Here is a 22,488-nt window from a genome sequence, read left to right as displayed (position 1 = left end):
GCTGCTATCCGTACGTTTCGCTGAGGTAGCGATGCACGAAGGCCACCGCCATCGCGCCTTCGCCGACCGCAGTTGCGACACGCTTGATTGATCGATGGCGGACATCACCCGCAGCAAAGGAGCCGGGTACGCTGCTTTCAAGAAAATGTGGCGGGCGGTTAAGCTTCCAACAGTCCGGTGGCTTTCCATTTTTGAGCAGATCCGGTCCCGTGACGATGTACCCCGCCTTGTCGCGGATGATATCGGTATCTTTAGCCCACTCCGTATGCGGGACGCCCCCGATGGCGACAAAAAGTCGACCGGTGTCCCACCATGACGTCTTTTCACCGTCACGCGTCAATTCAATCCGGGACAAGCGGTCATCTCCGTCGAGCGCCGTAATCTCGGCGTTGTAAATCACCGATACATTGCTGGTCTTTTCAATCCGTTCCTGCAGGTAACGCGACATTGAGGCGGCCAGTCCTGGCCCCCGGACCACCATGGTGACCTGATCCGCATGATCGGCGAGATGCATGACAGCCTGACCAGCGGAATTGCCGCCGCCTACGACGTAGACGTGCTCGCCCTTGCACAGTGGCGCTTCACTTACTCCGGCTCCGTAGTACAGACCTGACCCCAGAAAGTGTTTCTCTCGCTCCAGCCCGAGCCGGTGCCACTCAACCCCCGTTGCGCAGATATTCGACCGGGCAACCATTGTTTTGCCGTTGGCCAGTTCGGCGTGAATGCGATTGTCTTGAAATTCGGCCTTCACACCCTCACGCATCATCAGAATTTCGACGCCGAACTTCAGCGCCTGCTTACGCGCACGCGACGCAAGTTCTACACCTGCCAGCCCTTCAGGAAAGCCCAGATAATTTTCGATGTTAGACGTCGTACCAGCCTGACCGCCGACAGCGTGTTTTTCGATCAGAACGGTGCTGAGCCCTTCTGACGCCGCATACACAGCGGCGGATAAACCTGCAGGACCAGCGCCATAAATCGAAACGTCATATTCGGCACAGCTGGGCTCGATCACCAATCCCAGTGCTCTCGCCAAGTCCGTCACATTGGGATCATCTAGTGTCTTCCCGGCGGAAATCTCCACTGTCAGCGTCCCACTCTGTTCTTCCCACTCGAAACCGATACCGGAGCGTTGCAGGAAATCGCGCATTTCATAGCCCTTCGCATCGCTTTTACTGCCACGGAGCTTAATGGTGGCTTGCCGATTGTCTGCCGACGCGTTCTTTGGTGACGTCATCAATGAAGCTCCTGGACGATCTGCGTTTTGAGTTGGGTTGGGAGTCTGATATCAGCTAAGGAACCAAAGGGCGAGTAGGCACCTTTTGGTAACGTGAAAAGCAGCCCGCTCTGACCCATAAATCTGGAAGGCAAGATAAATGTCCGATGACTCCAAACAGTCCAACCCAGGCAATGATCCCAGATCCGATATACTTGACGAAAGGTACCCAGCGCGCCGGATTATCGGCATCATCGCGGATAAATGGACCCCGATCGTGCTTTACTGCCTTGCATCCGGCACGCGGCATTTCGGACAGATGGAAAAGCGAATTCCCGGGCTATCCCGAAAAATGCTCACCCAAGTCCTTCGGCGGCTGGAAGCCAACGGATTGGTGACCAGACGGGTCTTGAGGGCAGTGCCGCCAAAAACGGATTACGAGCTTACACCTCTCGGACGACAGTTGTATGTCCCCGTGGCCATGCTCTGCGACTGGGCCCTTAAAAATGAAACGACGCTGGATCAGATCGATAGCTACCGATCACAGTTTGTGCAAAAGGCGGACTGGAAATGACCTGTGCCTTTGGAACGACGACTGTCGCAGGTAGAAATAGTCAGATGAAGGTTACTTTTGGCGCCAAAGGCCCTTGCTTGGTTTGAATTCAGCTTCGTTTGCTTGCAGCGGCCTTCCGGCAGTGCAAGATGCTGCTGTGGTGCGCCCTTCAGGGGAGACATTTGCCGCAAGCGCGAAGCCCAAGGCATGACCAACTCACAGATCGCAAGACTTTGCTGTCCTTTGCCCCCCGGAAACGATCGTTCTTTGATGCGAGCGTCTAGCCCGCAGACCAGCGATGTGGAGCATCGGAATTTGCCTTGGATATCATGGGGCGTCCTCCAATCGCTTCGTCCCGGATCAAAGTGTGAAATGAAGTCCCCCGTCGGTTGATCTGGCATCATTGATCAAAATGGGCTCTTTCGAAACCTTCGCCGCGACATGAGCCCATGACCGCATCGCGGGGCTTAGCTGCCGTTCATGTTCCGCGCTGCCGAGCAAAATCACCCTGCATTGACGATCAGCGCCACCCCGGCAACCGCGCAGATCGCGCCGACCCAGGCCAACCCTGGCGGATGTGCTTTGCCAAAGAACCAAATCAGAGGCAGAATGACTAACGGAGTTGTTGCCGTAAGCGCAGAGACGACACCAACTGGGCCGCCGCTGGGTGCGTATAGCTGCAAAGTCATTCCGAGACCGGTACCAATCACTGCGCTCGAGAACACCTGACGTGCGATTGGCATCGGCATCGACCTGATCTGCGCTTTTCTTTCCGTGGAAAGGACCACAGTAAGCAACAAACTGAGCGATCCGGCTAAAGACCGAACGAATGTTGCCGAAATCAGATCAGCGCCGTCAAGCATGACAGGTGCTGCGACGAGGACGCTTCCTGCCTGCGAAAGCGCAGATGCCAAGCCAAATGGGATTCCGCTAGTGACATTGCCGCTTTCCCCCGAGAAACGCACCAAAGCATCGGAGTTACGCGAAAAAAACCAAAACGAGGCCGCCGAATACTATGCCAACGCCGATTAGAGAGAGCCCGCTCACGACCTGTCCTAAAACCAGAAAGCCAAGCGCCAATGCGAAAGGTGCAGTGGTCGTGTTCAGTAGTGATTGAAGCGAAGGTCCAACACGCGCCAACGACGAGTAGCGCAGCGTGTCCGAAAGGAGGACCCCCACAATACCTGATACAACAAGTAACGAGACATCCAAAAAGTCGAGCGACGGATCGAAATCCGAGATAAGAACCAGTAAGGCGAAGCCGACTGCGACAATCGACATTCGTACGAAACTGAAAACTATAGCGCCTAGAGACCTAGCTGCATCGTAGGCAAGAAGGCTCGAAATTGCAAAACAGGTTGCCGTTCCGATAGCTGCAAATATCCAGAATGATGTCAAAAACTTGAGTCCAAGATTATGAGTTCAAGACAAGCCTAGAATCTCAACTTAACTTGAGGTCAAGGCCGTTTTTTTATTCTCGGACATTCTGCTCCACACCAGGATGTTTTGGGCTCCTTCCGGACGTCGGCGGCGCAATTCTTTCGAAGACAGCAAGCAGACCTGTAGCCGGCCTTGCCAAATGACTAGGAAATGTCAGCTTCCGGAGAAATTTTCGCGTGTCCCTTTTAGTCGTTTGGTTATAGGTGAGCGCATGCTTCAACAGTCAGGGATCTAGGTGACAGCTCATTACGTGGTCGGGCGATCCAAGGTCTTTCAGACGGGGTAGCTTGGTTTTGCAGATGTCGCCTATAACACTCTGGCATCTGGGGTGAAACGGGCAGCCCGCTGGTGGATTAACAGGGGACGGCACGTCGCCGCGCAGGACAATTGCCTCATGCGGGGTATCGAGCCTCAATGGCAAAGCTGCGGATAAAAGCGCCTTGGTATAGGGGTGCTGAGGCGTGTCGAACATCTGGTCAGTCGGGCCAATCTCCACCAGTTTGCCCAGATACATCACCGCGATCCGGTCCGCCATGAAACGTGTTGTCCCCAGATCATGCGCGACCACGACATAGCTGCAGCCCACGTCTTGCTGCAAATCCTTGAAAAGGTTCATGATCTGGGACCGGATCGAGACATCAAGGGCCGAAACCGGCTCATCCAAAATGATCAGCTTGGGTTTGGCGATGATGGCGCTGGCAATGGCAATCCGTTGGCGTTGCCCGCCCGAAAACTCATGCGGATAGTATTTCGCCTGCTCCGGCCGCAGGCCCACTGCAATCAGGGCCTCATCCACGCGGCGCGTCAGTTCCCCTTTGGTCAGGTTGTCGTTCACGACCAGTGTTTCGGCCACGATATCGAAGACACGCATGCGCGGGCTCAAGGACGCCCAGGGGTCCTGAAAGACGGCCTGAACATTGGTCCGAAACCTCCGCAGCTCGGCTTTGGACATCGTGTTGATGTCTTTACCTTCAACTTCAACGGTGCCGGATGTCGGCTCCAGCAGGCGCAGCAGCATCCGTACCAATGTGGTCTTACCACAGCCGGATTCGCCCACAAGGGCCAGGGTCTGCCCGTGCTCCAGGCTGAAGCTCACGTCATCGACGGCGCGCACAATGTGCTCCTGCCGACCGAGCAGCCCGTGCGGGATAAGAAAATGCTTGGTCAGCCCGGAGACGTTCAAAATCGGCGGATGGCTCACGTGTTTCTTCCCATATTCCAGCAGTTGGCCCTATGCGTGTCTCCCCCGCTCAGCCCGGGTTGTTGATGCGGAACCTCGCGTTTGCAGATGTCCTGCACGTAGGGGCAGCGCGGTGCAAAGCTGCAGCCCTTGCGGTCCGCGGAGAGCGCGGGGGGCTGGCCCTCGATGGCGTAAAGCCGATCCACCTTTTGATCGACACTGGGGACCGATTTCAACAAGGCCTCGGTGTAAGGGTGCGAGGGTGCGCCGAATACCTCTGCGACCGTGCCGGATTCGACGATTTTGCCGCCGTACATCACCACCAGCTTGTGACAAAGGTTGGCAACAATCCCGAGATCATGCGTGATAAAGATGATGGCGGTGCCTGTTTCTTCCTGAATGTCGCGCAGCAGTTCCAGATATTGCAACTGGATCGTGACATCCAGCGCCGTTGTCGGCTCATCCGCGATGATGACCTTGGGCGCCCCAGCTATGGCGATGGCCCCCACCACGCGCTGTTTCATGCCCCCGCTCATCTGATGCGGATAGGCATGGACGCGGCGTTCCGCATCGGCAACGTTTACCTTTTTGAGCAGATCAACGACCCGACCGAACAGCGATTTGCGTGGTGTGCCGGGATTGTTGATCTGGAGCGCTTCGATCACCTGATTGCCAACCGTGAACACCGGATTGAGCGAGGTGTGCGGGTCTTGCAGGATCATGCCGATCTCACGCCCGCGCACTTTGGCGATCTCCTCATCGGACAGGCCCACAAGGTCGGTCTGCTCCAGCAGAATCTCGCCACTCTCAATGCGTCCGATCGGTTGCGGCAGAACCTGCATAATCGATAGCGCCGTCATTGATTTACCACTGCCCGACTCCCCGACGATACCCAGCGTTTCGCCCGCGCCGACATCAAAGCTCACATCATCGACGACGGGCACGGAGCCACTGGACAAGTCCAGAACTGTGCGCAGATTTTTCACCTGAAGAACTGAAGCACTCATGGATCACACCTGCCGTAGTTTGGGGTCGAGCCAGTCACGCAGGCTGTCGCCCAGCATGTTGACGGACAGGACGGTAAGCAAAATGGCCATGCCCGGGAAAAACGAAATCCACCAGCTGGAGACAATCAGCTGACGACCATCCGCGACCAGCAGCCCCCAGGCCGGGATCGGGCGCGGAATGCCGATGCCCAGAAAGCTCAGCGTCGCCTCAAGAACGATCACAACGCCAATCTGCAACGTCGCCAGAACAACAATGGTATTGATGATGTTGGGCAAAATGTATTTGCGCAGAATGCGAATGTCAGAGGCCCCGGCCACGCGCGCCCGCGCCACGAAATCACGTTCGCGCAAGATCAGCGTTTCGGCCCGCACCTGCCGCGCGAAAAACCCCCAGATCACGAAGATGACCACCAGAATGACCAGTTGGAAACTTGGGCCGGACACGGCCGCCAGCGCCAGCGCCAGCAGGATGCTCGGCAGCGCAAATGTAATATCGACCACGCGCATGATCAGCGCATCGACCACACCCCGCATGTACCCGGCGATCAGGCCGAGCACGGTACCGACGATGGCCCCCAAAATGATCCCGACCAGCGAGATCACCAGCGCATAGCGCGCGCCATGCATGATCCGGCTGAGGATGTCCCGGCCCAGCCGGTCGGTACCGAGGATGAACTCGGTCGTGCCGCCGAAAAACAGCGGCGGCTGCAAACGGTTGCGCAGATAGGCCTTAAACGGGTCATGCGGCGCGATGAAATCCGCAAAGAGCGCTGGTATGACGAGCACGATCATCAAAACCGCGATGGGCAAGATGGGCAGTCGGCCCAGGAATTTAGGTGTTTTTGTCATTTTGCAGCCCCCGTCAACTAAAGCGGATGCGGGGATCGACCACCGCATAAAGGACATCGACAAGGAAGTTCGCCAGCAGGTAGAAGACCGCAAAGAACATGACGACGGACTGCACGACCGGGAAGTCCCGCCCGCGGATCGCATCAATGGCCAGCAGACCGGTCCCCGGCCAGGCAAAGACCGTTTCCACAACCACCGAGCCGGTGAGCAAGGACCCGGCCAGCACGCCGAAATAGGTCACGGGCACAATGGCCGCATTGCGAAAGGCGTGCTTCCAGATCACCGCGCGCTCGTTCACGCCTTTGACCCGCGCCAATTTGACGTATTCGGTATCGAGCACTTCCAGCATGGCGGAACGGGTCAGCCGCGTCAGGGCCGCGATCTGGAACCAGGCCATCGCGATGGCGGGCAGGATCATGTAAGACAGCCCCCCGTAGCCCGAGGTGGGAAACCAGCCCAGGGTCACAGCGAAAATCCACATCAGGATGATGCCCAGCCAGAACGCCGGGAACGACTGCCCCAACAGCGCAATGATCCCTGCCATGCGATCAAAAATCGAACCACGCCAGATCGCACTGAGCACACCCAGCGGAATGGCCACAGCCACGCTGATCAGAACAGCAAGCCCCCCCAGTTTAAGCGTCGCGGGCAGACGTTCCAGCACAACCGCGGCGGCGGTATTGCCTTTCCACTTGGTCGAGTCGCCAAAATCCCCCACGGCCGCGTTTTGCAGAAAGGTGAGGTATTGCACGTAATAGGGCCGATCCAGCCCCAGATGTTCGGTCAGGGAATCGATCTGCTGCTGCGTCGCGTCATCGGGCAACAGCGCGTCGATCGGGCTGCCTGTCAGATGGCTGAGGCTGAAAACAATAACGGTGATCACAAAGAGGGCGATCAGCATATGCGTCAGCCGTGTGAAAATGAAACGAAGCATTCATGTGGTCCCAGCAGTGGTGCGGTGTTGAACGTCCGGGCCGATAGGCGGGCCCGGACAGTGGCATGTGAGCGGATCAATTCGCCGGAACGATGGATCCGAAATGGCTGACCCCCACGGATGTCGTGCCTGGGAAGGTCCATGCGCTGACCGTTTCGGGGTTCACAATGACCTCCGCCGAGATGCTTGCCAAGGGCGCCACTGCGTATTGCTCGAACACCCGGGTGAAGATTGCACCGGCCAGTTCATTGCGTTCATCCACATCGATGGAGACCATGTATTTCTCCATCAGTCCTTCGATGACCTCGTCCTCATAATTGTTCCGAGGCCCGCCCGTCGCCGAGTAGTAATTGCGGATGCCCACAGCGCTGGGTTTCACCGGCAGGTTGCGCATCGGGTGGAACATCTTGGCCTCACGGGCGCTGCGCAGGCCGCCCAGGCTGGCCCAATCCATCTCAACGATCTCGGTCTGAAAGCCCGCCTCATCAAGGAACACCTGCATCAGTTCCGCCATCGCCGGGAATTCCGGGTTGCCCGCCAGCGTGGACGACAGGATCGGGATCACCGGGTTCGAGAAACTCTCCGGATACCCGGCCTCAGCCATCAGCGCCTGTGCTTTTTCCAGATCATAGCCGTATGCCGCTTCAAAGCGCTCGGCCAACTCGGGTACATAACCTTCGTGGCGGGGGTCCATCCCAAAGACGGGCAGGATTTCGGCGCGCCCGTCATAGAGCACGTCGATCACGGCCTGACGGTCGATGGAGCGGTTGATGGCTTCGCGGATACGAATGTCGAGCCAGGGCAGCGTTTCATCAAGACCGTCGTATCCGGGCAGAAGGAAAGTGCCGTTAAAGAGCATCGTCGTCTGGTTCGAGGCATTGGTCGAGGGGATCGCCTCGAACCCCGCCCCAAGCGCGTCGCCCTGAAGCTCGCGCGGCAATATGACGATATCCGCTTCCTTGGAGAGAAGCTGCGCGAGGGTCGTTGCGGGCTCCGCCACAAACTTCAGCTCTAGCCGGTCGAACTGCGCGTCCTGCCCCGACCAGTGACCTTCAACCTTCTCAAAGGTCAGACCCTGCCCGATGTTACGCTCTGCATATTGCAGATTGGCCGTACCCGCAGGTTTCGCGTCATAGCCCTCAAGACCTTCCTTGTCGAACTGCGCTTTGGAGTAGATCACCAGCGATCCGCGCCCGCCATGCACGAACAGAAAGTCAACCTGCGGCGCTGGCAGCTTGAATTTCACGGTATGCTCGTCAATCGCCTCGGCCACTGCCCCTTCCAACTGGCTGATGCCGTTCAATGTCGTATCCGGACCGGTGTGCAACGCAAGACTATGCACCACATCGGCCGCCGTCACAGCCCCCCAGCCAAAGTGGAACTCAGCCTCGGGTTTCAGCTTGAAGGTCCATTCGGTGAAATCATCGTTATGGCTCCAGCTTTCGGCCAGGCCACTGTTGTCATAGGCGCCGCTGACCGGGTCATGACCGACGAGCCCCTGCATGGACGGGCCAAGGGCAAAGTCCCCCGGCGTGTTCCAGTAACGGTTGGTTTCAACGGCTGGCGGGCTCATGACCATCTCGATGGTCTGTGCCTGCGCCGGCATGATTGCCGCCGCCGACACCAGCAAAGAGCTGATCGCGGCCAAACGCACGAGTTTTGATGCAAACATAGTATCCTCCCAGATCGCTTGTTTATGTCCTCAGGTGCCGCAAGTTGACCGAACCCGCCTCCCAGGGGCTCAGTGTCAAGATTTGCAGTTTCTTTGCTGCGCGATTAGGTTATCGATAACTCTGTTAACTTTAGGAGACATGCGGCTTATGTCAACACACTTGTCAGAAACGACCTTATTGCCGTTCAAACCGGAGCAATCATGCGCATTCTAGTTCTCGGGGCCGGCGCGGTCGGAGGTTTCCTGGCCGGGCTCTTTCATGAAAAAGGCCACGACGTCAGCGTGCTGGCACGGGGACCGCATCTTGCCGCGATCAAGTCCGGTGGCCTGCGGGTACGGAACCCGGACGGCCATGTGATCACCTGTGCCGTCACCGCAACGGATACTCCCGGTGATCTGGGCCCCCAGGACCTGATCGTCACCACACTCAAAGCCCCGGCGCTCGCAGGTGTACTCACCTCCTGCGCCCATCTGCTGCGACGGGGCACGCCTGTCATCACGGCCATGAACGGCGTGTTCTGGTGGTACGGCACAGGGTTCAGTGCCGGTGGCCAGACGCCCAACTGCACAAGGCTCGATCCCGATGGGACGTTGGCAAACCTTGTACCGGCAGATCAGGCGGTGGGCATGGTGATTCACTCGACCAATCAGGTTTTGGAACCCGGGCTGATCCAAAACCGTTCTGCGCGCAATCGCTTTGTGATCGGGGCAGCCACCCCGGCAGGCGCCGATCAGATCAGGGCGATGCTGCCGTCCCTGCAAACCCCAAGCGCCCGGTTCGAACTTGAAGACGACCTGCGACGCCCCATGTGGCACAAACTGTTGCGCAATCTCTCAACCGCACCTGCATCCGTCTTGACCGGGGGCATGGCTTATGAGGTGCTGAACGATCCTGACGCAAAACCCGTCGCGCGGGCATTGTTTCTGGAGGGGGCAGCGGTGGCCCAGGCACATGGGTTTTATGGCCTCGGCGATGATGTCGACAAAGTCTTTGCACCCGGCGCGGGTGCACACCAAAAACCCTCGATGCGCCAGGATGTCGACCTTGGGCGTCCCATGGAGATCGATACCATGCTTCGGATCGTGCAGGATTTTGGCCGACAGGCAGGCGTGCCGACGCCAACCCTTGATGTTGTGATCGGCCTTGTAATTCTGCGCGCCCGCCTCGCCGGAGGCTACCCCCCGGCAAGTCCCTAACCAGTCCTTTTGGTGGCAAGGTCATCTGCAAAACGCACAAGATCATCGACAAACCGTTGGGGATACTCCGCATGCAGCGAATGCCCCCCATCAGGATAGATGATGGTTTGCACATCAGGGATCTGCGCCAGAATGTCATCCACATCGCTCTGGATGCGGAACAACCGATCATGCAGGCCCGTGAACACCAGCGTCGGGATACGCAGGTCCGGCCAGGGAAACCCCCAATCGGCCTTGTGGACCCCTTCCGCCAGTCGGCGGCGCGGATGTTCGGGGGGCCATGGGGTATAGCCCTCCTTGGGCAAATGTGACGGGCGTAACGTCTCCAGTTGATCGCAGCCCGACAGAACCGGGCGCAGCACATCGAGCACCAGCGGCATGCCTCCCATGGCAATCAGCCGCGCCTCTAGCTCGTTGATCCAATCGACCTGCGCGCTGGGTTTGCGCAGCGTGTTCACCAGCACCATGGCATCTGCCGCGGCGCCCTCCAGCCAGGCCCGCGCCGCAAAAAGACCGCCGATGGACAGGCCCACAAAGATCGGATGTTCGGGGCGCTCCTGCGCCAGCGTGAACCCAATGTCGGAGATGATTTCGGCAGGTTCCAGCGTGGCAGTGGCCCCGTATGTTGACTGGCCCTGACCGCGATAGTCAAACGACAGCGTGCCAAACCCACCGGACCGCAAAAGCGGGGCAATCTCATCCTCCCAAACGACCGTAGAGGCGCCCATGGAATTCAAAAAGGCAAAGGTCGCCTTGCCCTTTTTTGGAGAGCTGTGGATTGCATGAATGGCGTTATCACCATCGATCTTGATAAAGCGCGGGTCGCCGTTTTTCATCTTGGGCCTCTCTATGTGTTTTGAGTGCGAGACGCCGGGTGCGCCGCGTCAGCAGTTACAGGATTTCCACCCATCCCGGCTCTCCACCTGTGGGCAGTTCCATCACATGTCGCGGCGATGCAGACCTTTCCGACACATCATAGAGCGCGATGCAATCGCCCTTGAGCGCGCTCAAAACAACAAAGCGCCCGTTCGGGGTCACATCAAAACAGCGCGGGTTCCTGGGGGTCGAAACGACGTGGCGGCTGGACAGGCGCCCATTGTTCGGGTCGATATCCCAGACGGCCAGCGTGTCGCTGCGGCGTTCGGAGGCAAAGAGACGGTCCCCTTTGGGAGACACCTTGATCTGCGCGCCCCAGGGGGCGCCCTCAAAATCCTCCGGCAGAATGGACGCATGCATCAGCGCGCACAGGCCACCGCCTGCCGGGTCCAGCCGGTAACACACCAGACTGCCGTCTCGCTGGTTGAGCAGATACATGTACCGGCGGTTCGAGTGAAAGGCGAGATGACGGCACCCTGCCCCCGTCTGCAACGCGATTTCGGGCGGTGAATTCGCTGTGAAACTGCCGGTCCGTTCGTCAAACAGCAGACTGACAAGAACATCGTCGCTCAGGCTGGGGATAAAGGTATAGCGGTTCGTGTAGTCGGTCAGTATCTGATGCGCGCCGGGCAGCGGCACCACTGTCCCGCTTGCGCGGGCCTGTACGTGACCATGGTCTCCGATCGGATAGGCGACCACCAACCCTGAGGGTTCAGAAGCCCCCAGCAGGAACCCACCGGTCCGATCCACCGAGATATGCGACAGTTGCGCCATCACGGGCGTGCTGGACATATGGGTCAAAAGACCTGTGATCGGGTCGATGGCATAGGTGTCCACAAGGTCTTTTTCAGACGTGGTCTGATCGCCATAGACCGCTGCGTAAAGCCGTCGTCGGTTCGGCGCATGTGCAAGGGGCAGGCCTCGCCCGACCAGACCTTTTCCCCGCCCGGGGAGCGTGATCGTCTGGACATGCTCCAAAGCGCCGGTCACCTCATCGCCCGAAAACACGTTGATCTCATTGCCCGACAGGCAGGAGACATAGGCGGTGTAGCGGTACCCGTCTGTCACCTGCAGTCCTGTCCTGGGTCACGCCAAAGGTGAGCACGCCACATCATAGCTGTCCTTGCTTCTGCGCAATTGGGAAAAAAGATGCGGCACCGGGCATGGCGGGTTATCTGCCACGCCCGGGACCACTAAATCAAAGCGCGTTACTTCTGGGCGCTTTTGATCAGGTGCCAATGGCTGACACTATTGGTCGTCACACCGGGGAAGGTCCAATCGGCGACAACCGTCGGATCGACCGCAACCTCCGCATGCACCGTCGCAAGCGGCATATCGGCATATTGCTCGAACAGGTAGGTGAAGCCTTCGGCCGCTATGGCATGACGTTTGTCCGGATCAATCGTCGCCTCCAGCGTGTTGGCAAGACCTTCGATCTTGTCATCCTCAAAGCCACCATAGGGCGTGCCGCGCTCGGTATGAAAATTGACCAGAGCCGCTTCGGTCGGACGCAAAGGCGCGTTGCGCACGGGGCTGATCATATAGCTTTCCCGCGCGCGGCCCATGGAACCCAGCGTTGGCCAGTCCATTTCCACGATCTTGGTTTGCAAACCAACCGCATCAAAATAGACCTGCAGCAGCTCCGACATGACCGGGAATTCCGGGTTGCCGTTCAATGTGGAAGAGACGATTGGAATGACCGGGTCTGCAAAAGCATCCGGGTAGCCCGCTTCTTCCAACAGCGCCTTGGCTTTCTCGGGGTCATAGCCATACATCTCTTCGAACCGGTCAAAAAGCTCGGGCACGAAACCTTCGTTCCGGGAGTCCATCAACCAACTGACAGCTGGTTCCGCGCGGCCATCATAGAGCACATCGATCATTTCCTGACGGTTGAGCGCCCGGTTCATCGCCTCACGTACCAACACATTGGACCAGGGCAGATCGGGGTTGAACGCAGGGTCCCCCGATTTGCCGTACATGCCGTTGAAAATCGCCCCCGTCGCCATGGCCGGGTTTTTCGAGGAAATCACTTTCTTGCCCGCGTCCAGCGCCTGCCCCTGCAACTCGCGCGGAATGCTGGCGATGCTGGCCTCACCCGACAACAGGAGCGCCAGAATCGTCGCCTGCTCCTGAACATAGCGTATTTCCAGCACCTCAAAGTCCGGCTGCTCGCCTTGCCAGTGGTCCGGAACACGCTCGAATGTTACCCCGACACCAGGCTTACGCTCGACGTATTGATAGGCCGCGGTACCTGCCGGACGCGTGTTGTACCCCTCAAGTCCTTCAGCTTCATATTGCGCCTTGCTGTAGATCACCAAGGACCCACGACCCGCGTGTTGAAACGCATAATCCGTCCGGGGTGTGTCGAACTTGAAAACGATCGTATGATCGTCGATCACCTCAGCCGATTGCGCGCGCAGCAACTCCAGCGAGTTGATGGTGCTGTCGGGCCCTGTTGTCAGCTCATAGCTGTGCAGCACATCCGCCGCCGTGACAGGGCCCCAGCCATAGTGAAACTCGGCATCTTTCTTCAGCTTGAAGGTCCATTCGGTAAATGTCTCATCGGCGGACCATTCTTCTGCGAGTTCGGAATTGTCATACTTGCCGGTGATCGGATCATGCCCGACGAGCGCCTGAAACGAGGGCAATCTCTCCCCGGTGCCGCCCCAGAACAGGTTGGATTCGTTCTGCGGTACGGTCGTCGCGAAAATTACGCGCTCCCCGGCAAAGGCAAACGTTGACATGCACAACGCCACAATCGCGCCCGCTAACGCCGATTTTATCGGCACTCCCGCGCTTTCAAGAAGTCTCATTTATCTTTCCTCCCAGTGCATTTCCTTGGCTACGTCTTTCGGTCGGGATCGCTCAGGTCGGTTCTTTTACTGACAAAATCGTAACGCGGTTCATGCGCGTTTGCGGACACCGGCGTCACTAAAACTAGTGTCGCGATCTCGGTTCCGTCGATCAGGAGCAGTGCGATACTCAGAACCAATATTTCGCCTGATTGCACGGTTTAGTTCCGATGCGATCTACGTCCTCCCAAGGAATAGGATTATCGATAACCTTACGCAAAGTCAACGGCACGGCAAGGCGATTACGCGATATGTTGTCGGGCACCGGAATTGAGACTACGGTGCGCCCATGAATGAAACTGCAGGTCCCAAAAAGCGAACAACATTGGCCGATGTCGCGGTACGTGCAGGTGTCAGTCAGATGACCGCGTCGAAGGTATTGCGCGGCACCGGCAGCATTTCCGAAGAGACACGAAAGCGCGTCAAACAGGCGGCAAGCGATCTGGGATATGTGCCCAACCTCTTTGCGGGATCGTTGAGTTCAAGGTCCAGTAACATCGTCGCCGTGGTTCTCCCCTCGATCAACGACGCCGTTTTTGGCGAGGTCGTGGCAGGTATCAACGATGTGCTTCGACCTGAGGGATATGTGACCTTCATCGGCGAGTCGCATTTGAACCCAGAAAGCGAAGAGAAGATTATTCAAACGGTTCTGTCGATGCAGCCCGCGGGAATTATCCTCACCGGTGGGATTCACCGAACCGCGAAAGCCGATCAGTTACTGAAGAGCTGGGCGTGTCCGATCATTCAAATCTGGGACGAGGAAGACCAACACTATGACGGCTGCATTGCGCCCGATCACGCCAAGGCCGGACGCCTGACAGCGCAGCACTTCATCGACCGGGGCGTCAGACGCCCGGCGTATATTGGTGCCGAGTTGAGAAAAGACATCTGTGCAGCCCGCCGGTTCGAGACCTTCAAACGGACAATCTGTGAGGCCGGGTTAGAGCTCACCGAAGTGATTGATCAGGAGCTCCCCCGGCAGCCGGAGGCGGGCCGCACACTTGTTGCCGACTTGATGCGGAGACAAGCGGACACAGATGCGATTTATTTCCTGAACGACGCCATGGCGACCGGTGGCCTATCCTGGCTGCACGAAGCCTCATTTTCGGTACCCGAACAGGTGGCTGTTGCCGCGTTTAACGGAACGTCTTTGGCACATGCCATACGAACGCGCCTGACAACCGTACCCATTGAACGCCTGAAACTGGGCCAGGTCGCAGCAAAAACATTGCTCGAGGCCATCGACACCAGATCGACGGACAAAAAGCGTGAGGTTTTCCATGTGGAACTGTCCAGAGGCAACACGTCTTAGCCGCCGATCTTGTGGGAGGGGCGTTTTATTACCAGGCCCCTGGTACCGATCTATAGCATAGCGCTTCTCGCATCTCACCTTTTGGCGCGCGCAAGCAATATCGTGATAAAAGTTCGCACACCTTCAACCAGTCCAGGCAATCACACGCGCCGGGGCACCGTCACTGGCAGGCAGCTTCAGCGGCAGTGCAGCGAATTGAACGGTCTGTTCCGTGATCTGTGCCGTATCAATCAGGTATTCGATCAACGTGATCCCGTCGCGCAGCAGAATATCGTGAGAGACATGCTCTTCGATGGGAGGCATCTCGCCATCCAGCACCCGGCGGATCGTGTGATCCTGCGGGAAGTCAAAGGCAACCGAGGTTGGGCTCCGTTCCCGCAACCAACGGCAAGCTTCGGCAGAAAGATACGGCGCGTCGTGCCAGTACGCTGGCGTACGCCAGTCCCGTTGCTTGTCCCAACAAGTGCGAAACAGCGCGATCTGGCCCGGCACCAAGTGTTGCGCGGCCCGATCCAGATGGCGGGCGGTGATTTCCTCGTTTGGCGCAATATCCGACAGGTCAATCACCGCCGCTGTTCCCATCACGCGCGACAGCTCCAGATCGTCTGTTGTTGGCCCGCCCGGTACCATATGGCATGGCGCGTCGAGATGCGTGAACCCGTGACAGGAGACACCTAAAGAGGTGACTTCGAAGATGTCGCCCGCCTTGAAATCACCCTTTTTGTCTCGCTCAAGCGGCCAGCGGAAATGGCCGCTTTCCATGGGCATGGTGAGATCATAAATCACGGTCATCCTCCGGAATAGAGCTGTGGCAAGGTCAGAACCAGAGCCGGAAAGCATAGGCACAGGATCAGGGCTGCAAAAAGCGCGGCGAGAAACGGCAGGCTTTCCCGGATGACCACTTCCGGCTTTTCTCTGGCAATGTAAGCTGACAGGTAGATTAGATATCCCACCGGAGGCGTGGTCAGCCCGATCATCAGGTTCAGCACGATCAGGACCCCAAAATGGATAGGGTCAACGCCGATGTCCTGCATAATGGGCAGCAAAACAGGCACGGTCACCACCAAGCCTGCAAGCGGATCCATAAAGAGGCCAATCAACAGCACGAAGATCATGGCCATCACCAAAACCCAGAACGGATCATCACTGATGGAAAAAATAAACTCTGCCGCGGTGGTGGAGACTTTCAGATCTGCCACGATCCAGGCAAAGACCGATGAGGCACCGACGATAACCAAGACGGTTGCGCTGCCCTTGGCGGCGGCGACCAGAGCCTCGCCGCATGCCGTCCAGGTCAGTTCGCGAAACCAGAACTTGCCGATGACAAAGGCGTAGGTCACAGCGACGGCACCCGCTTCTGTGGCCGTCATGACCCCGCCCAGAATACCGCCGACGATGATCACTGGCGTTGCCAGTGCCACAAGCGCCGATGCGCCTGCCCGCAGGATCGCGCTGAAACCCTGCCACCGGCCCGCCGGGTAGCCGCGTCGCATGGCAACCACGTAGACCATCACCATCAGGCAGATCGCCACCAGCAACCCGGGCAGGATGCCTGCCAGAAACATCTTGCCCACCGATTGCTGCGCCAAAACCGCGTAAACAATCATCGGAATCGACGGCGGGATGATTGGGCCAATGACGCTGGAACACTGCGTCACCGCCGCCGCAAAGCCGCGTGAGAACCCCGCCTTTTCCATCGCCGGGACCATCACCGACCCAATGGCGGCTGTATCAGCCACGGCAGAGCCGGAAATGCCTGAGAAAAACACAGATGAGGCCACGTTCACATGACCCAGCCCCCCGCGGATATGGCCGACACAGGCCTCGGCAAAGTCGACGATACGGCGCGTCACGCCGCCCCGGTTCATCAGTTCCCCGGCCAGAAAGAAGAAACCAACGGCAAGCAGCAGGAAATTGTCGATCCCCGACAGGAACAGCTGTGCGATGATCTCCAGCGGCACATAGTCGCGATAGATCAGCAACGCCAGGGTCGAGGACAACAAGATGGCAAAGACCAGATGCACGCCCAGAAGGGACAGCCCGATCATCGTGCCAAGCAGAACCAGAAGCGTCATGTCTTGGGCTCTTTTTCAGGCAGAAAGCTGCGCCAGAGCAGCACGACGGCCCAGGCGGCTCCGCCCGCGATGGCTGCCCAGAAATACCAGGCCTTGGAGAGGCCCAGTGTGACATAGCGGTCAGACCCAAAGACCGCGTTCATGGTCCAGCCGCCCCAGACGACCAGCCCCAGTGCCGCGACGCCCGCGATCACGCCGACCCGTGCCAAGACCGGGCGCAAGCGCGGTTTGTCCGCCACCAGCCCAATGCGCATGTGATCGGCCCCAATGGCCGCCAGAAGGATCACCCAGACGTAGAGCAGGCGGTTGGCCTCCTCCGCCCAGATGATCGAACTGTTCAGCACATAGCGGGCAAAGACCTGGCTGACGGTCAGAACCACGACCGCCAGCATCAGCCCGCCCACGGTGATGCGCCACAGGCGCACCACCAGATTTACAAGGCCTGCCATTTATTCGGCCAACGCGTCGACTTTTTTCAGCAGGTCATCGCCGAACTGGTCGACATAGGCTACGCGCGTCTGCTCTGCGACAGCTGCCCGGAAGGCGGAGACGTCAGGTTCTTTTACAACCTCGACACCGGCGTCGATCATCGCTTGCAGACTGCCGGCCTCTTTGGCCGCATTCAGCGCACGCTCGTAAGACGCCGAAAGTTTGGCCGCGATCCGCAAGGCCTCCTGATATTCAGGCTTCAGCCGCGCAAATTTGCCATAGTTTGCCACCAAAGGGGCCGCCGTATAGGCATGGGCAGTCAGCGACAGGTGCTTTTGCACCTCGTGCAGTTTCGACGCGTAGATGTGGTTGACCGGGTTTTCCTGTCCGTCGATTGTGCCGGTTTGCAAGGCCGAATAGACTTCCGAGAAGGGCATCGGGGCCGGGTTGGCGCCGAGGATCTTGAAGGCTTCAAGATGTGCGGGGTTAGGTGTGGTGCGCAGTTTCAGGCCGGCCAGATCGGCGGGCGTTTCCACCGCACGGGTGTTGTTTGTCAGGTTGCGGAACCCGATCTCCCAAAACGCCAGCCCTTGCAGGTTCGATTGGTTGATCGAGGCCATTAACTCCTCACCCACCTCTCCGTCCATCACCGCATAGGCGTGTTCCGCCGATTGGAACAGGAACGGCAGATCAAGCAGGTTCACCTGCGGTGCAAAGGCCGTGAAATAGGGGTTGCCGACCAGCACAAGGTCGATAGAGCCAAGGCGAGCCCCTTCCAGCATGGTTGGGGAATTGCCCAACTCGCCCGCAGGGTGCAGCGAAATCTCGACCTCCCTGCCGGTCATGTTCTCGACCGTGAACTTGAAGTGTTCTGCGGCCAGATAGGCGGTGTCATCGGGTTTGGCGTAGTGGCCAAAACGCAAGGTGACCTCCTGCGCAAAAGACGCGCCTGCCATGATGGCACCGGTCATGGCCAGCCCGATGGTGTTCAAAAGTGTACGTCGTTTCATGTCGTCCTCCACTGATGGTTAGGTCGGCACCTCCTCGATGCCGTAGATGCGGGCTGCGGTGCCAGAAAACAGCGCGCCCCGCTCGGTCTCGCTCAGATCACGGGTGGCGAGGTCGAAGCCGGAAAAGATTGTGTCGAAGGAGCCGCAGAGCCCGTCGACCGGGAAATTCGAGGCGAACATGGCGCGGTCCGGCGAGAAGATGTCGATGGTCTGCCGGATGATGTCGCGGTTGTCCTCAAGGCGCCAGGGACGCCCCGGCAGGCCGAGGCCTGAGATTTTCACAACCGCCTGCGGCAACCAAGCAAAGGTCTCCATCGCCGCGCGCCAGCCTGCCAGCCCTTCGGGAGAGCGGTCGGAGGGCAAGCCGGTGTGGTTAAGAATGATCGGCACTTCTGGCGCCAGATCGGCCATCGCAGGAACCTCATGCAGGTGCCACCAAGGGGTTTGCAGATCGAACATCAGCCCCGCCTCGGCTAGCTTTCTGAAGCCACGGCGGTAGGCCGGATCACTCATACCGCCGGGCGCCTGACCTGGGGCCGCGTTGGCGCGCGGCTTGTGGCGAACCGATTTGACAATGGGCAACGGGCCGATCACGTCCAGCACGGCGCTGAGATCATCACGGTCGAGCCAGGCCTGCGCCGCATGGGCAGCCGGACGCCCGGTTGCATCGGCGATCCCTTGCATCCAGATGGCTTCCCCGGTGGGGTCGGACGGGTCCCACTCCCCCTCCATCGTAACACTGGCGACAATATCCCAGCCCCGGGACGCCTGATCATATTCCTCAGACATGAACCGCCCTTGGATGCTTGAATAGTCGCCATAGCGGAAGGGGATCATCGGCTTGTCCCGCAACCATGGATGATAATTCCGCTCCGGGTCCCAAAAGTGATGATGCGCGTCGATCACTCTCATGTGAAGCTCCTGCGGATGTGTTTCACAATGGGCCAGGCCCAAATGACCAGCACCGTCAGCGCCAAGGCCACAGCAACCGGTCGTGACACAAAGATCATCAGGTTGCCGTCGGATTTCAGCATGGAGGTGACAAAGTTGAACTCCAGCATGCCCCCCAAGACGATGCCAAGGATGGCGGGGGCGACCGGGATACCGTTTTCCTCAAACAGCCAGCCGATCAACCCAAAGACCAGCATCACCACCACGCCGAAGGCTGTGTTGTTGATGGCAAAGCTGCCGACGATGCAGCAGGCAAAGACAACCGGCAGGTAGTAGGCCGGCTTGATCGTCAGCAAGTGACGCGCGGCGCGGATGATCAGCCAGCCAAAGGGAATGAGCAGCAGGTTGGCCAGAAAGAAGGCGATGAAGATCGCATACACCAGTTCGGGCGTTTTGGTGAAAATGATCGGCCCGGGTTCGAGCCCCTTGAGGTAGAGCACACCGATCACGATGGCCGTGATGCTGTCGCCCGGGATGCCAAAGACCAGCGTCGGCACCCAGGCACTTGAGAGCGCGCCATTGTTGGCGGCACCCGCCTCCACAATGCCCTCGTCATGGCCCTGGCCGAATTTTTCCGGCGTTTTCGAACGGCGCTTGGCCACCGCGTAAGCGACCCAGGCGGCAATATCGGCCCCGGCCCCCGGCAGGGCGCCGATCATGGAGCCCGCAAGGCTACCCCGCAGCAGATTGGTTCTGCGTCGCCTCAGATTTGCACCAAGCCCCTGAAACACCGACCCCATGCGGGGCGGGCTGATCTTGCCTTGGGGAAGCGCCACGTTGCGCAGAATCTCGGGGATCGCAAACATGCCGATCATCGCCGGGATAAAGCTGACCCCGCCCATCAATTCAGTCGAGCTGAAGGTGAAGCGTGGCTGACCCGCCACCTCATCAATGCCGATGGAGGCGACCCAGAGACCGAATAAAAGCGACAAGATGCCCTTCAGCGGCGCGCCGGTCGAGATAATGGCGGCGCAGCTCAGACCCAGAAGAGCCAGCCAGAAATACTCCACGGATGAGAAGTTGGTCGCAAATCTCGCCAACAACGGCGCAGCAACCATCAACAGGATCACCCCGACCACGCCACCGAAACAAGCCGCGCCCATGGACAATCCCAAAGCACGTTCCGGGCGGCCCTCCTTTGCCATGACGTGGGCGTCCTGCACATAGGCCGCCGAGGCGGGTGTTCCGGGAATCCGCAGCAACGCGCCAGGAATGTCGCCTGCAAAGATCGCCATGGCTGCCAGCGCCGCAATGGCGGAAATCGCCGGTACGGGATCCATGAAGAAGGTGATCGGGATCAGCAATGCCACCCCCATCACCGCCGTCAGCCCCGGAATGGCCCCGATGGTCAGCCCCAAAAGGCTGGCAAGGATCACGGTGATCAGGACGTCCGGTTGAAACACCAGCGTCAGGGCGTCGGTCAGGACACTCACACCAGCCAGCCTTCAACAACACCGAAGGGCAGCGGGATACGCAGAAGTACGCTGAAAACAACATGTAGCAAAAGGCTGAGCCCGACGGCCACGCCAAGCCCGATAAGAAGGTGACCCCGCATGAGGATGACCAACGTCAGGATCAGCAGGGCCGTGGTCAGTATGAACCCCAGGAACGGCGCGATAAGAACCCATGCGATGCCGCCCAGAGGCAGCGCCGCCACCTTGAAAGCCTGCGCTGTTCGCATCCACTCCGGCACCGTCATCCAGGGCCTCGGCCCGGAGGACAGGATCATCGCACAGCCCGTCAGCGCAAGGCAGCCCGCCGTGATGCGCGGGAAAAAGCCCGCGCCGAACTGCTGGCCCGGCACCGCGCGAAACCCGAAGGTGCCGTAGACGATGGCGGCTGCGCCAATCAGGGCGACGATGCCAATGAAGCGGTTTGAAAACTGCATGGTGTGACATACCTCCGGACAGGGGTGCGCCCTGCCCGAAAGCACTCGCTTACTTAGCGATGCCGAGATCGGTCAGCAATTCTTTGGCCGCACCGGAGAACTCGGTCGCAAAGACCGAAAAGGCCTCGGAGCCATCAAAGAGTGGTGTGATGCCGCGCTGCGCCAAAGCATCCTGCACGGCGTCCGAGCCATGGGCGGCTTTGGCGGCAGCCTCGACCTTGGTTTTAACCTCCTCCGGCAATCCACTGGGGGCACAGAGCGAGAACCAGTTGGTCAGCGACCAGTCCACCCCGCTTTCTTTCAAGGTCGGCACGTCCGGAAAGGCGGGGGATCGTTCATCGGCCATGACACCAAGGATTTTCACCTCGCCTGCATCGGCCAGCGCGCGGGCCTCGATGGGGGAGCCGGTGAACATGCTGATGCCGCCGGAGACCAGATCCTGCAGTGCCGGTGCGCCCCCTTTTGACGGGATGAACTTGACCGTGTCAGCCGCTCCGCCAGCAGATTTCATCATGCCCGCAACGGCCATGTGCCACGGCCCACCAAGCCCTGAACCGGAGGAGGTCAACGTGCCCGTTTGGGCCGCGTCGATCACCTCTTTCACCGAGCCATAGGGGCTATCGGCCGCAACGGTGACCCCCGCCGGGATCGTTGCAAGCCGTGAAATCAAATCGTAGCTGGCGGGCGTGATGTCCGCCAATCCAACCGTCTCGAAATAGGTGATTTCGGAGGTACAGGCCCCAAGCGTATAGCCGTCAGCCTTGCCGTTGGCGATGGCCGAATGCCCCACCACACCAGAGCCGCCGGTGCGGTTGATGACATTGATGGGCTGGCCCATTTCCTTCTCAAAGCCGACCGCAAATATGCGGATGATGGTATCGGTGCCACCGCCTGCCCCCCAGGGCACGATGATGGTCACCGGGCGTTCAGGGTAGTCAGCCAGCACCGGTGCGGCAACAAGGCTTGCGAGCGCCGACAGCCCGACGGCGAAAGTGAACTTGAATGATGTCATTTTATCCTCCCATGCCACGGTTCGTGGAGCAAGCG

The 22,488-nt window shown here is 59.0% G+C and carries 22 protein-coding genes; 3 read left to right on the top strand and 19 right to left on the bottom strand.

Features of this window, described 5'->3' with window-relative positions; genetic code table 11:
* Positions 1 to 4: 4 nt before the first annotated feature.
* Positions 5 to 1,237, bottom strand: coding sequence for an FAD-dependent oxidoreductase (locus Q1A20_RS09965; protein WP_299916859.1), 1,233 nt, complete (start codon positions 1,235 to 1,237; stop codon positions 5 to 7).
* Between the two features lie 139 nt (positions 1,238 to 1,376).
* Here Q1A20_RS09965 and Q1A20_RS09960 point away from each other — a divergent pair, with 139 nt between their 5' ends.
* Positions 1,377 to 1,790: a helix-turn-helix domain-containing protein gene (locus Q1A20_RS09960; RefSeq protein ID WP_299916858.1), complete on the top strand. Its 414-nt coding sequence runs from the start codon at positions 1,377 to 1,379 to the stop codon at positions 1,788 to 1,790.
* A gap of 482 nt (positions 1,791 to 2,272) precedes the next feature.
* On the opposite strand, the gene Q1A20_RS09955 is transcribed toward Q1A20_RS09960, so the two are convergent.
* The 7 genes from Q1A20_RS09955 to Q1A20_RS09925 form a co-directional block, all read right to left on the bottom strand.
* Complete coding sequence (locus Q1A20_RS09955) at positions 2,273 to 2,734, bottom strand: DMT family transporter (protein ID WP_299916857.1); 462 nt, start codon at positions 2,732 to 2,734, stop codon at positions 2,273 to 2,275.
* Between the two features lie 13 nt (positions 2,735 to 2,747).
* Positions 2,748 to 3,167: a DMT family transporter gene (locus Q1A20_RS09950; protein WP_299916856.1), complete on the bottom strand. Its 420-nt coding sequence runs from the start codon at positions 3,165 to 3,167 to the stop codon at positions 2,748 to 2,750.
* 265 nt (positions 3,168 to 3,432) lie between these two features.
* A complete protein-coding gene (locus tag Q1A20_RS09945) occupies positions 3,433 to 4,410 on the bottom strand; it encodes an ABC transporter ATP-binding protein (RefSeq protein ID WP_299916855.1) in 978 nt (325 codons plus the stop codon).
* Positions 4,407 to 5,396 (bottom strand): ABC transporter ATP-binding protein, encoded by a 990-nt coding sequence (locus Q1A20_RS09940; RefSeq protein ID WP_299916854.1) that lies wholly within the window; start codon positions 5,394 to 5,396, stop codon positions 4,407 to 4,409. Before Q1A20_RS09940 ends, Q1A20_RS09945 begins: the two co-directional genes overlap by 4 nt.
* A gap of 3 nt (positions 5,397 to 5,399) precedes the next feature.
* Entirely contained in the window at positions 5,400 to 6,245 is an 846-nt protein-coding gene (locus Q1A20_RS09935; protein WP_299407072.1) for an ABC transporter permease, read from the bottom strand.
* 13 nt (positions 6,246 to 6,258) lie between these two features.
* Positions 6,259 to 7,179, bottom strand: coding sequence for an ABC transporter permease (locus Q1A20_RS09930; RefSeq protein ID WP_299407069.1), 921 nt, complete (start codon positions 7,177 to 7,179; stop codon positions 6,259 to 6,261).
* 76 nt (positions 7,180 to 7,255) lie between these two features.
* Positions 7,256 to 8,851, bottom strand: coding sequence for an ABC transporter substrate-binding protein (locus Q1A20_RS09925; RefSeq protein ID WP_299407067.1), 1,596 nt, complete (start codon positions 8,849 to 8,851; stop codon positions 7,256 to 7,258).
* A 201-nt stretch (positions 8,852 to 9,052) separates the two neighbouring features.
* Here Q1A20_RS09925 and Q1A20_RS09920 point away from each other — a divergent pair, with 201 nt between their 5' ends.
* Positions 9,053 to 10,048: a ketopantoate reductase family protein gene (locus tag Q1A20_RS09920; RefSeq protein ID WP_299407064.1), complete on the top strand. Its 996-nt coding sequence runs from the start codon at positions 9,053 to 9,055 to the stop codon at positions 10,046 to 10,048.
* On the opposite strand, the gene Q1A20_RS09915 is transcribed toward Q1A20_RS09920, so the two are convergent.
* The 3 genes from Q1A20_RS09915 to Q1A20_RS09905 form a co-directional block, all read right to left on the bottom strand.
* Positions 10,045 to 10,884 (bottom strand): alpha/beta fold hydrolase, encoded by an 840-nt coding sequence (locus Q1A20_RS09915; RefSeq protein ID WP_299407062.1) that lies wholly within the window; start codon positions 10,882 to 10,884, stop codon positions 10,045 to 10,047. The genes Q1A20_RS09920 and Q1A20_RS09915 overlap by 4 nt on opposite strands.
* A 55-nt stretch (positions 10,885 to 10,939) precedes the next feature.
* Positions 10,940 to 11,992: a beta-propeller fold lactonase family protein gene (locus Q1A20_RS09910; protein ID WP_299407059.1), complete on the bottom strand. Its 1,053-nt coding sequence runs from the start codon at positions 11,990 to 11,992 to the stop codon at positions 10,940 to 10,942.
* Positions 11,993 to 12,132: 140 nt separating this feature from the next.
* Positions 12,133 to 13,737, bottom strand: coding sequence for an ABC transporter substrate-binding protein (locus Q1A20_RS09905; protein WP_299407058.1), 1,605 nt, complete (start codon positions 13,735 to 13,737; stop codon positions 12,133 to 12,135).
* A 328-nt stretch (positions 13,738 to 14,065) separates the two neighbouring features.
* Here Q1A20_RS09905 and Q1A20_RS09900 point away from each other — a divergent pair, with 328 nt between their 5' ends.
* Positions 14,066 to 15,088 carry a LacI family DNA-binding transcriptional regulator gene (locus Q1A20_RS09900; RefSeq protein ID WP_299407055.1) on the top strand — a complete coding sequence of 341 codons (1,023 nt, stop codon included), beginning with the start codon at positions 14,066 to 14,068 and terminating at the stop codon, positions 15,086 to 15,088.
* 123 nt (positions 15,089 to 15,211) lie between these two features.
* Here Q1A20_RS09900 and Q1A20_RS09895 read toward each other — a convergent pair whose 3' ends face one another.
* The 8 genes from Q1A20_RS09895 to Q1A20_RS09860 are packed head-to-tail and all read right to left on the bottom strand — an operon-like array spanning position 15,212 to position 22,453.
* Positions 15,212 to 15,874: a cyclase family protein gene (locus tag Q1A20_RS09895; protein WP_299739923.1), complete on the bottom strand. Its 663-nt coding sequence runs from the start codon at positions 15,872 to 15,874 to the stop codon at positions 15,212 to 15,214.
* A gap of 2 nt (positions 15,875 to 15,876) precedes the next feature.
* Positions 15,877 to 17,163 (bottom strand): TRAP transporter large permease, encoded by a 1,287-nt coding sequence (locus Q1A20_RS09890; protein WP_299407050.1) that lies wholly within the window; start codon positions 17,161 to 17,163, stop codon positions 15,877 to 15,879.
* Positions 17,160 to 17,612, bottom strand: a complete 453-nt coding sequence (locus Q1A20_RS09885) for a TRAP transporter small permease (protein WP_299407047.1) — start codon at positions 17,610 to 17,612, stop codon at positions 17,160 to 17,162. The genes Q1A20_RS09890 and Q1A20_RS09885 overlap by 4 nt, the downstream gene beginning before the upstream one ends.
* On the bottom strand, positions 17,613 to 18,602 hold the full coding sequence (locus Q1A20_RS09880) for a DctP family TRAP transporter solute-binding subunit (RefSeq protein WP_299407044.1): 990 nt from the start codon (positions 18,600 to 18,602) through the stop codon (positions 17,613 to 17,615). It lies immediately after the preceding gene.
* Between the two features lie 18 nt (positions 18,603 to 18,620).
* A complete protein-coding gene (locus tag Q1A20_RS09875; protein ID WP_299916853.1) occupies positions 18,621 to 19,514 on the bottom strand; it encodes an amidohydrolase in 894 nt (297 codons plus the stop codon).
* A complete protein-coding gene (locus Q1A20_RS09870; protein ID WP_299407039.1) occupies positions 19,511 to 20,986 on the bottom strand; it encodes a tripartite tricarboxylate transporter permease in 1,476 nt (491 codons plus the stop codon). The genes Q1A20_RS09875 and Q1A20_RS09870 overlap by 4 nt, the downstream gene beginning before the upstream one ends.
* Positions 20,983 to 21,441, bottom strand: a complete 459-nt coding sequence (locus Q1A20_RS09865; RefSeq protein WP_299407037.1) for a tripartite tricarboxylate transporter TctB family protein — start codon at positions 21,439 to 21,441, stop codon at positions 20,983 to 20,985. Before Q1A20_RS09865 ends, Q1A20_RS09870 begins: the two co-directional genes overlap by 4 nt.
* A 49-nt stretch (positions 21,442 to 21,490) precedes the next feature.
* Positions 21,491 to 22,453, bottom strand: coding sequence for a tripartite tricarboxylate transporter substrate binding protein (locus Q1A20_RS09860; RefSeq protein ID WP_299916852.1), 963 nt, complete (start codon positions 22,451 to 22,453; stop codon positions 21,491 to 21,493).
* Positions 22,454 to 22,488 lie beyond the last annotated feature (35 nt).

Source organism: uncultured Roseobacter sp. (assembly GCF_947501835.1).
Classification (GTDB): Bacteria; Pseudomonadota; Alphaproteobacteria; order Rhodobacterales; family Rhodobacteraceae; genus Roseobacter.
The sequence above is the reverse complement of the archived record's forward strand: the minus strand, read 5'-3'. Positions and strand labels throughout refer to the sequence as shown.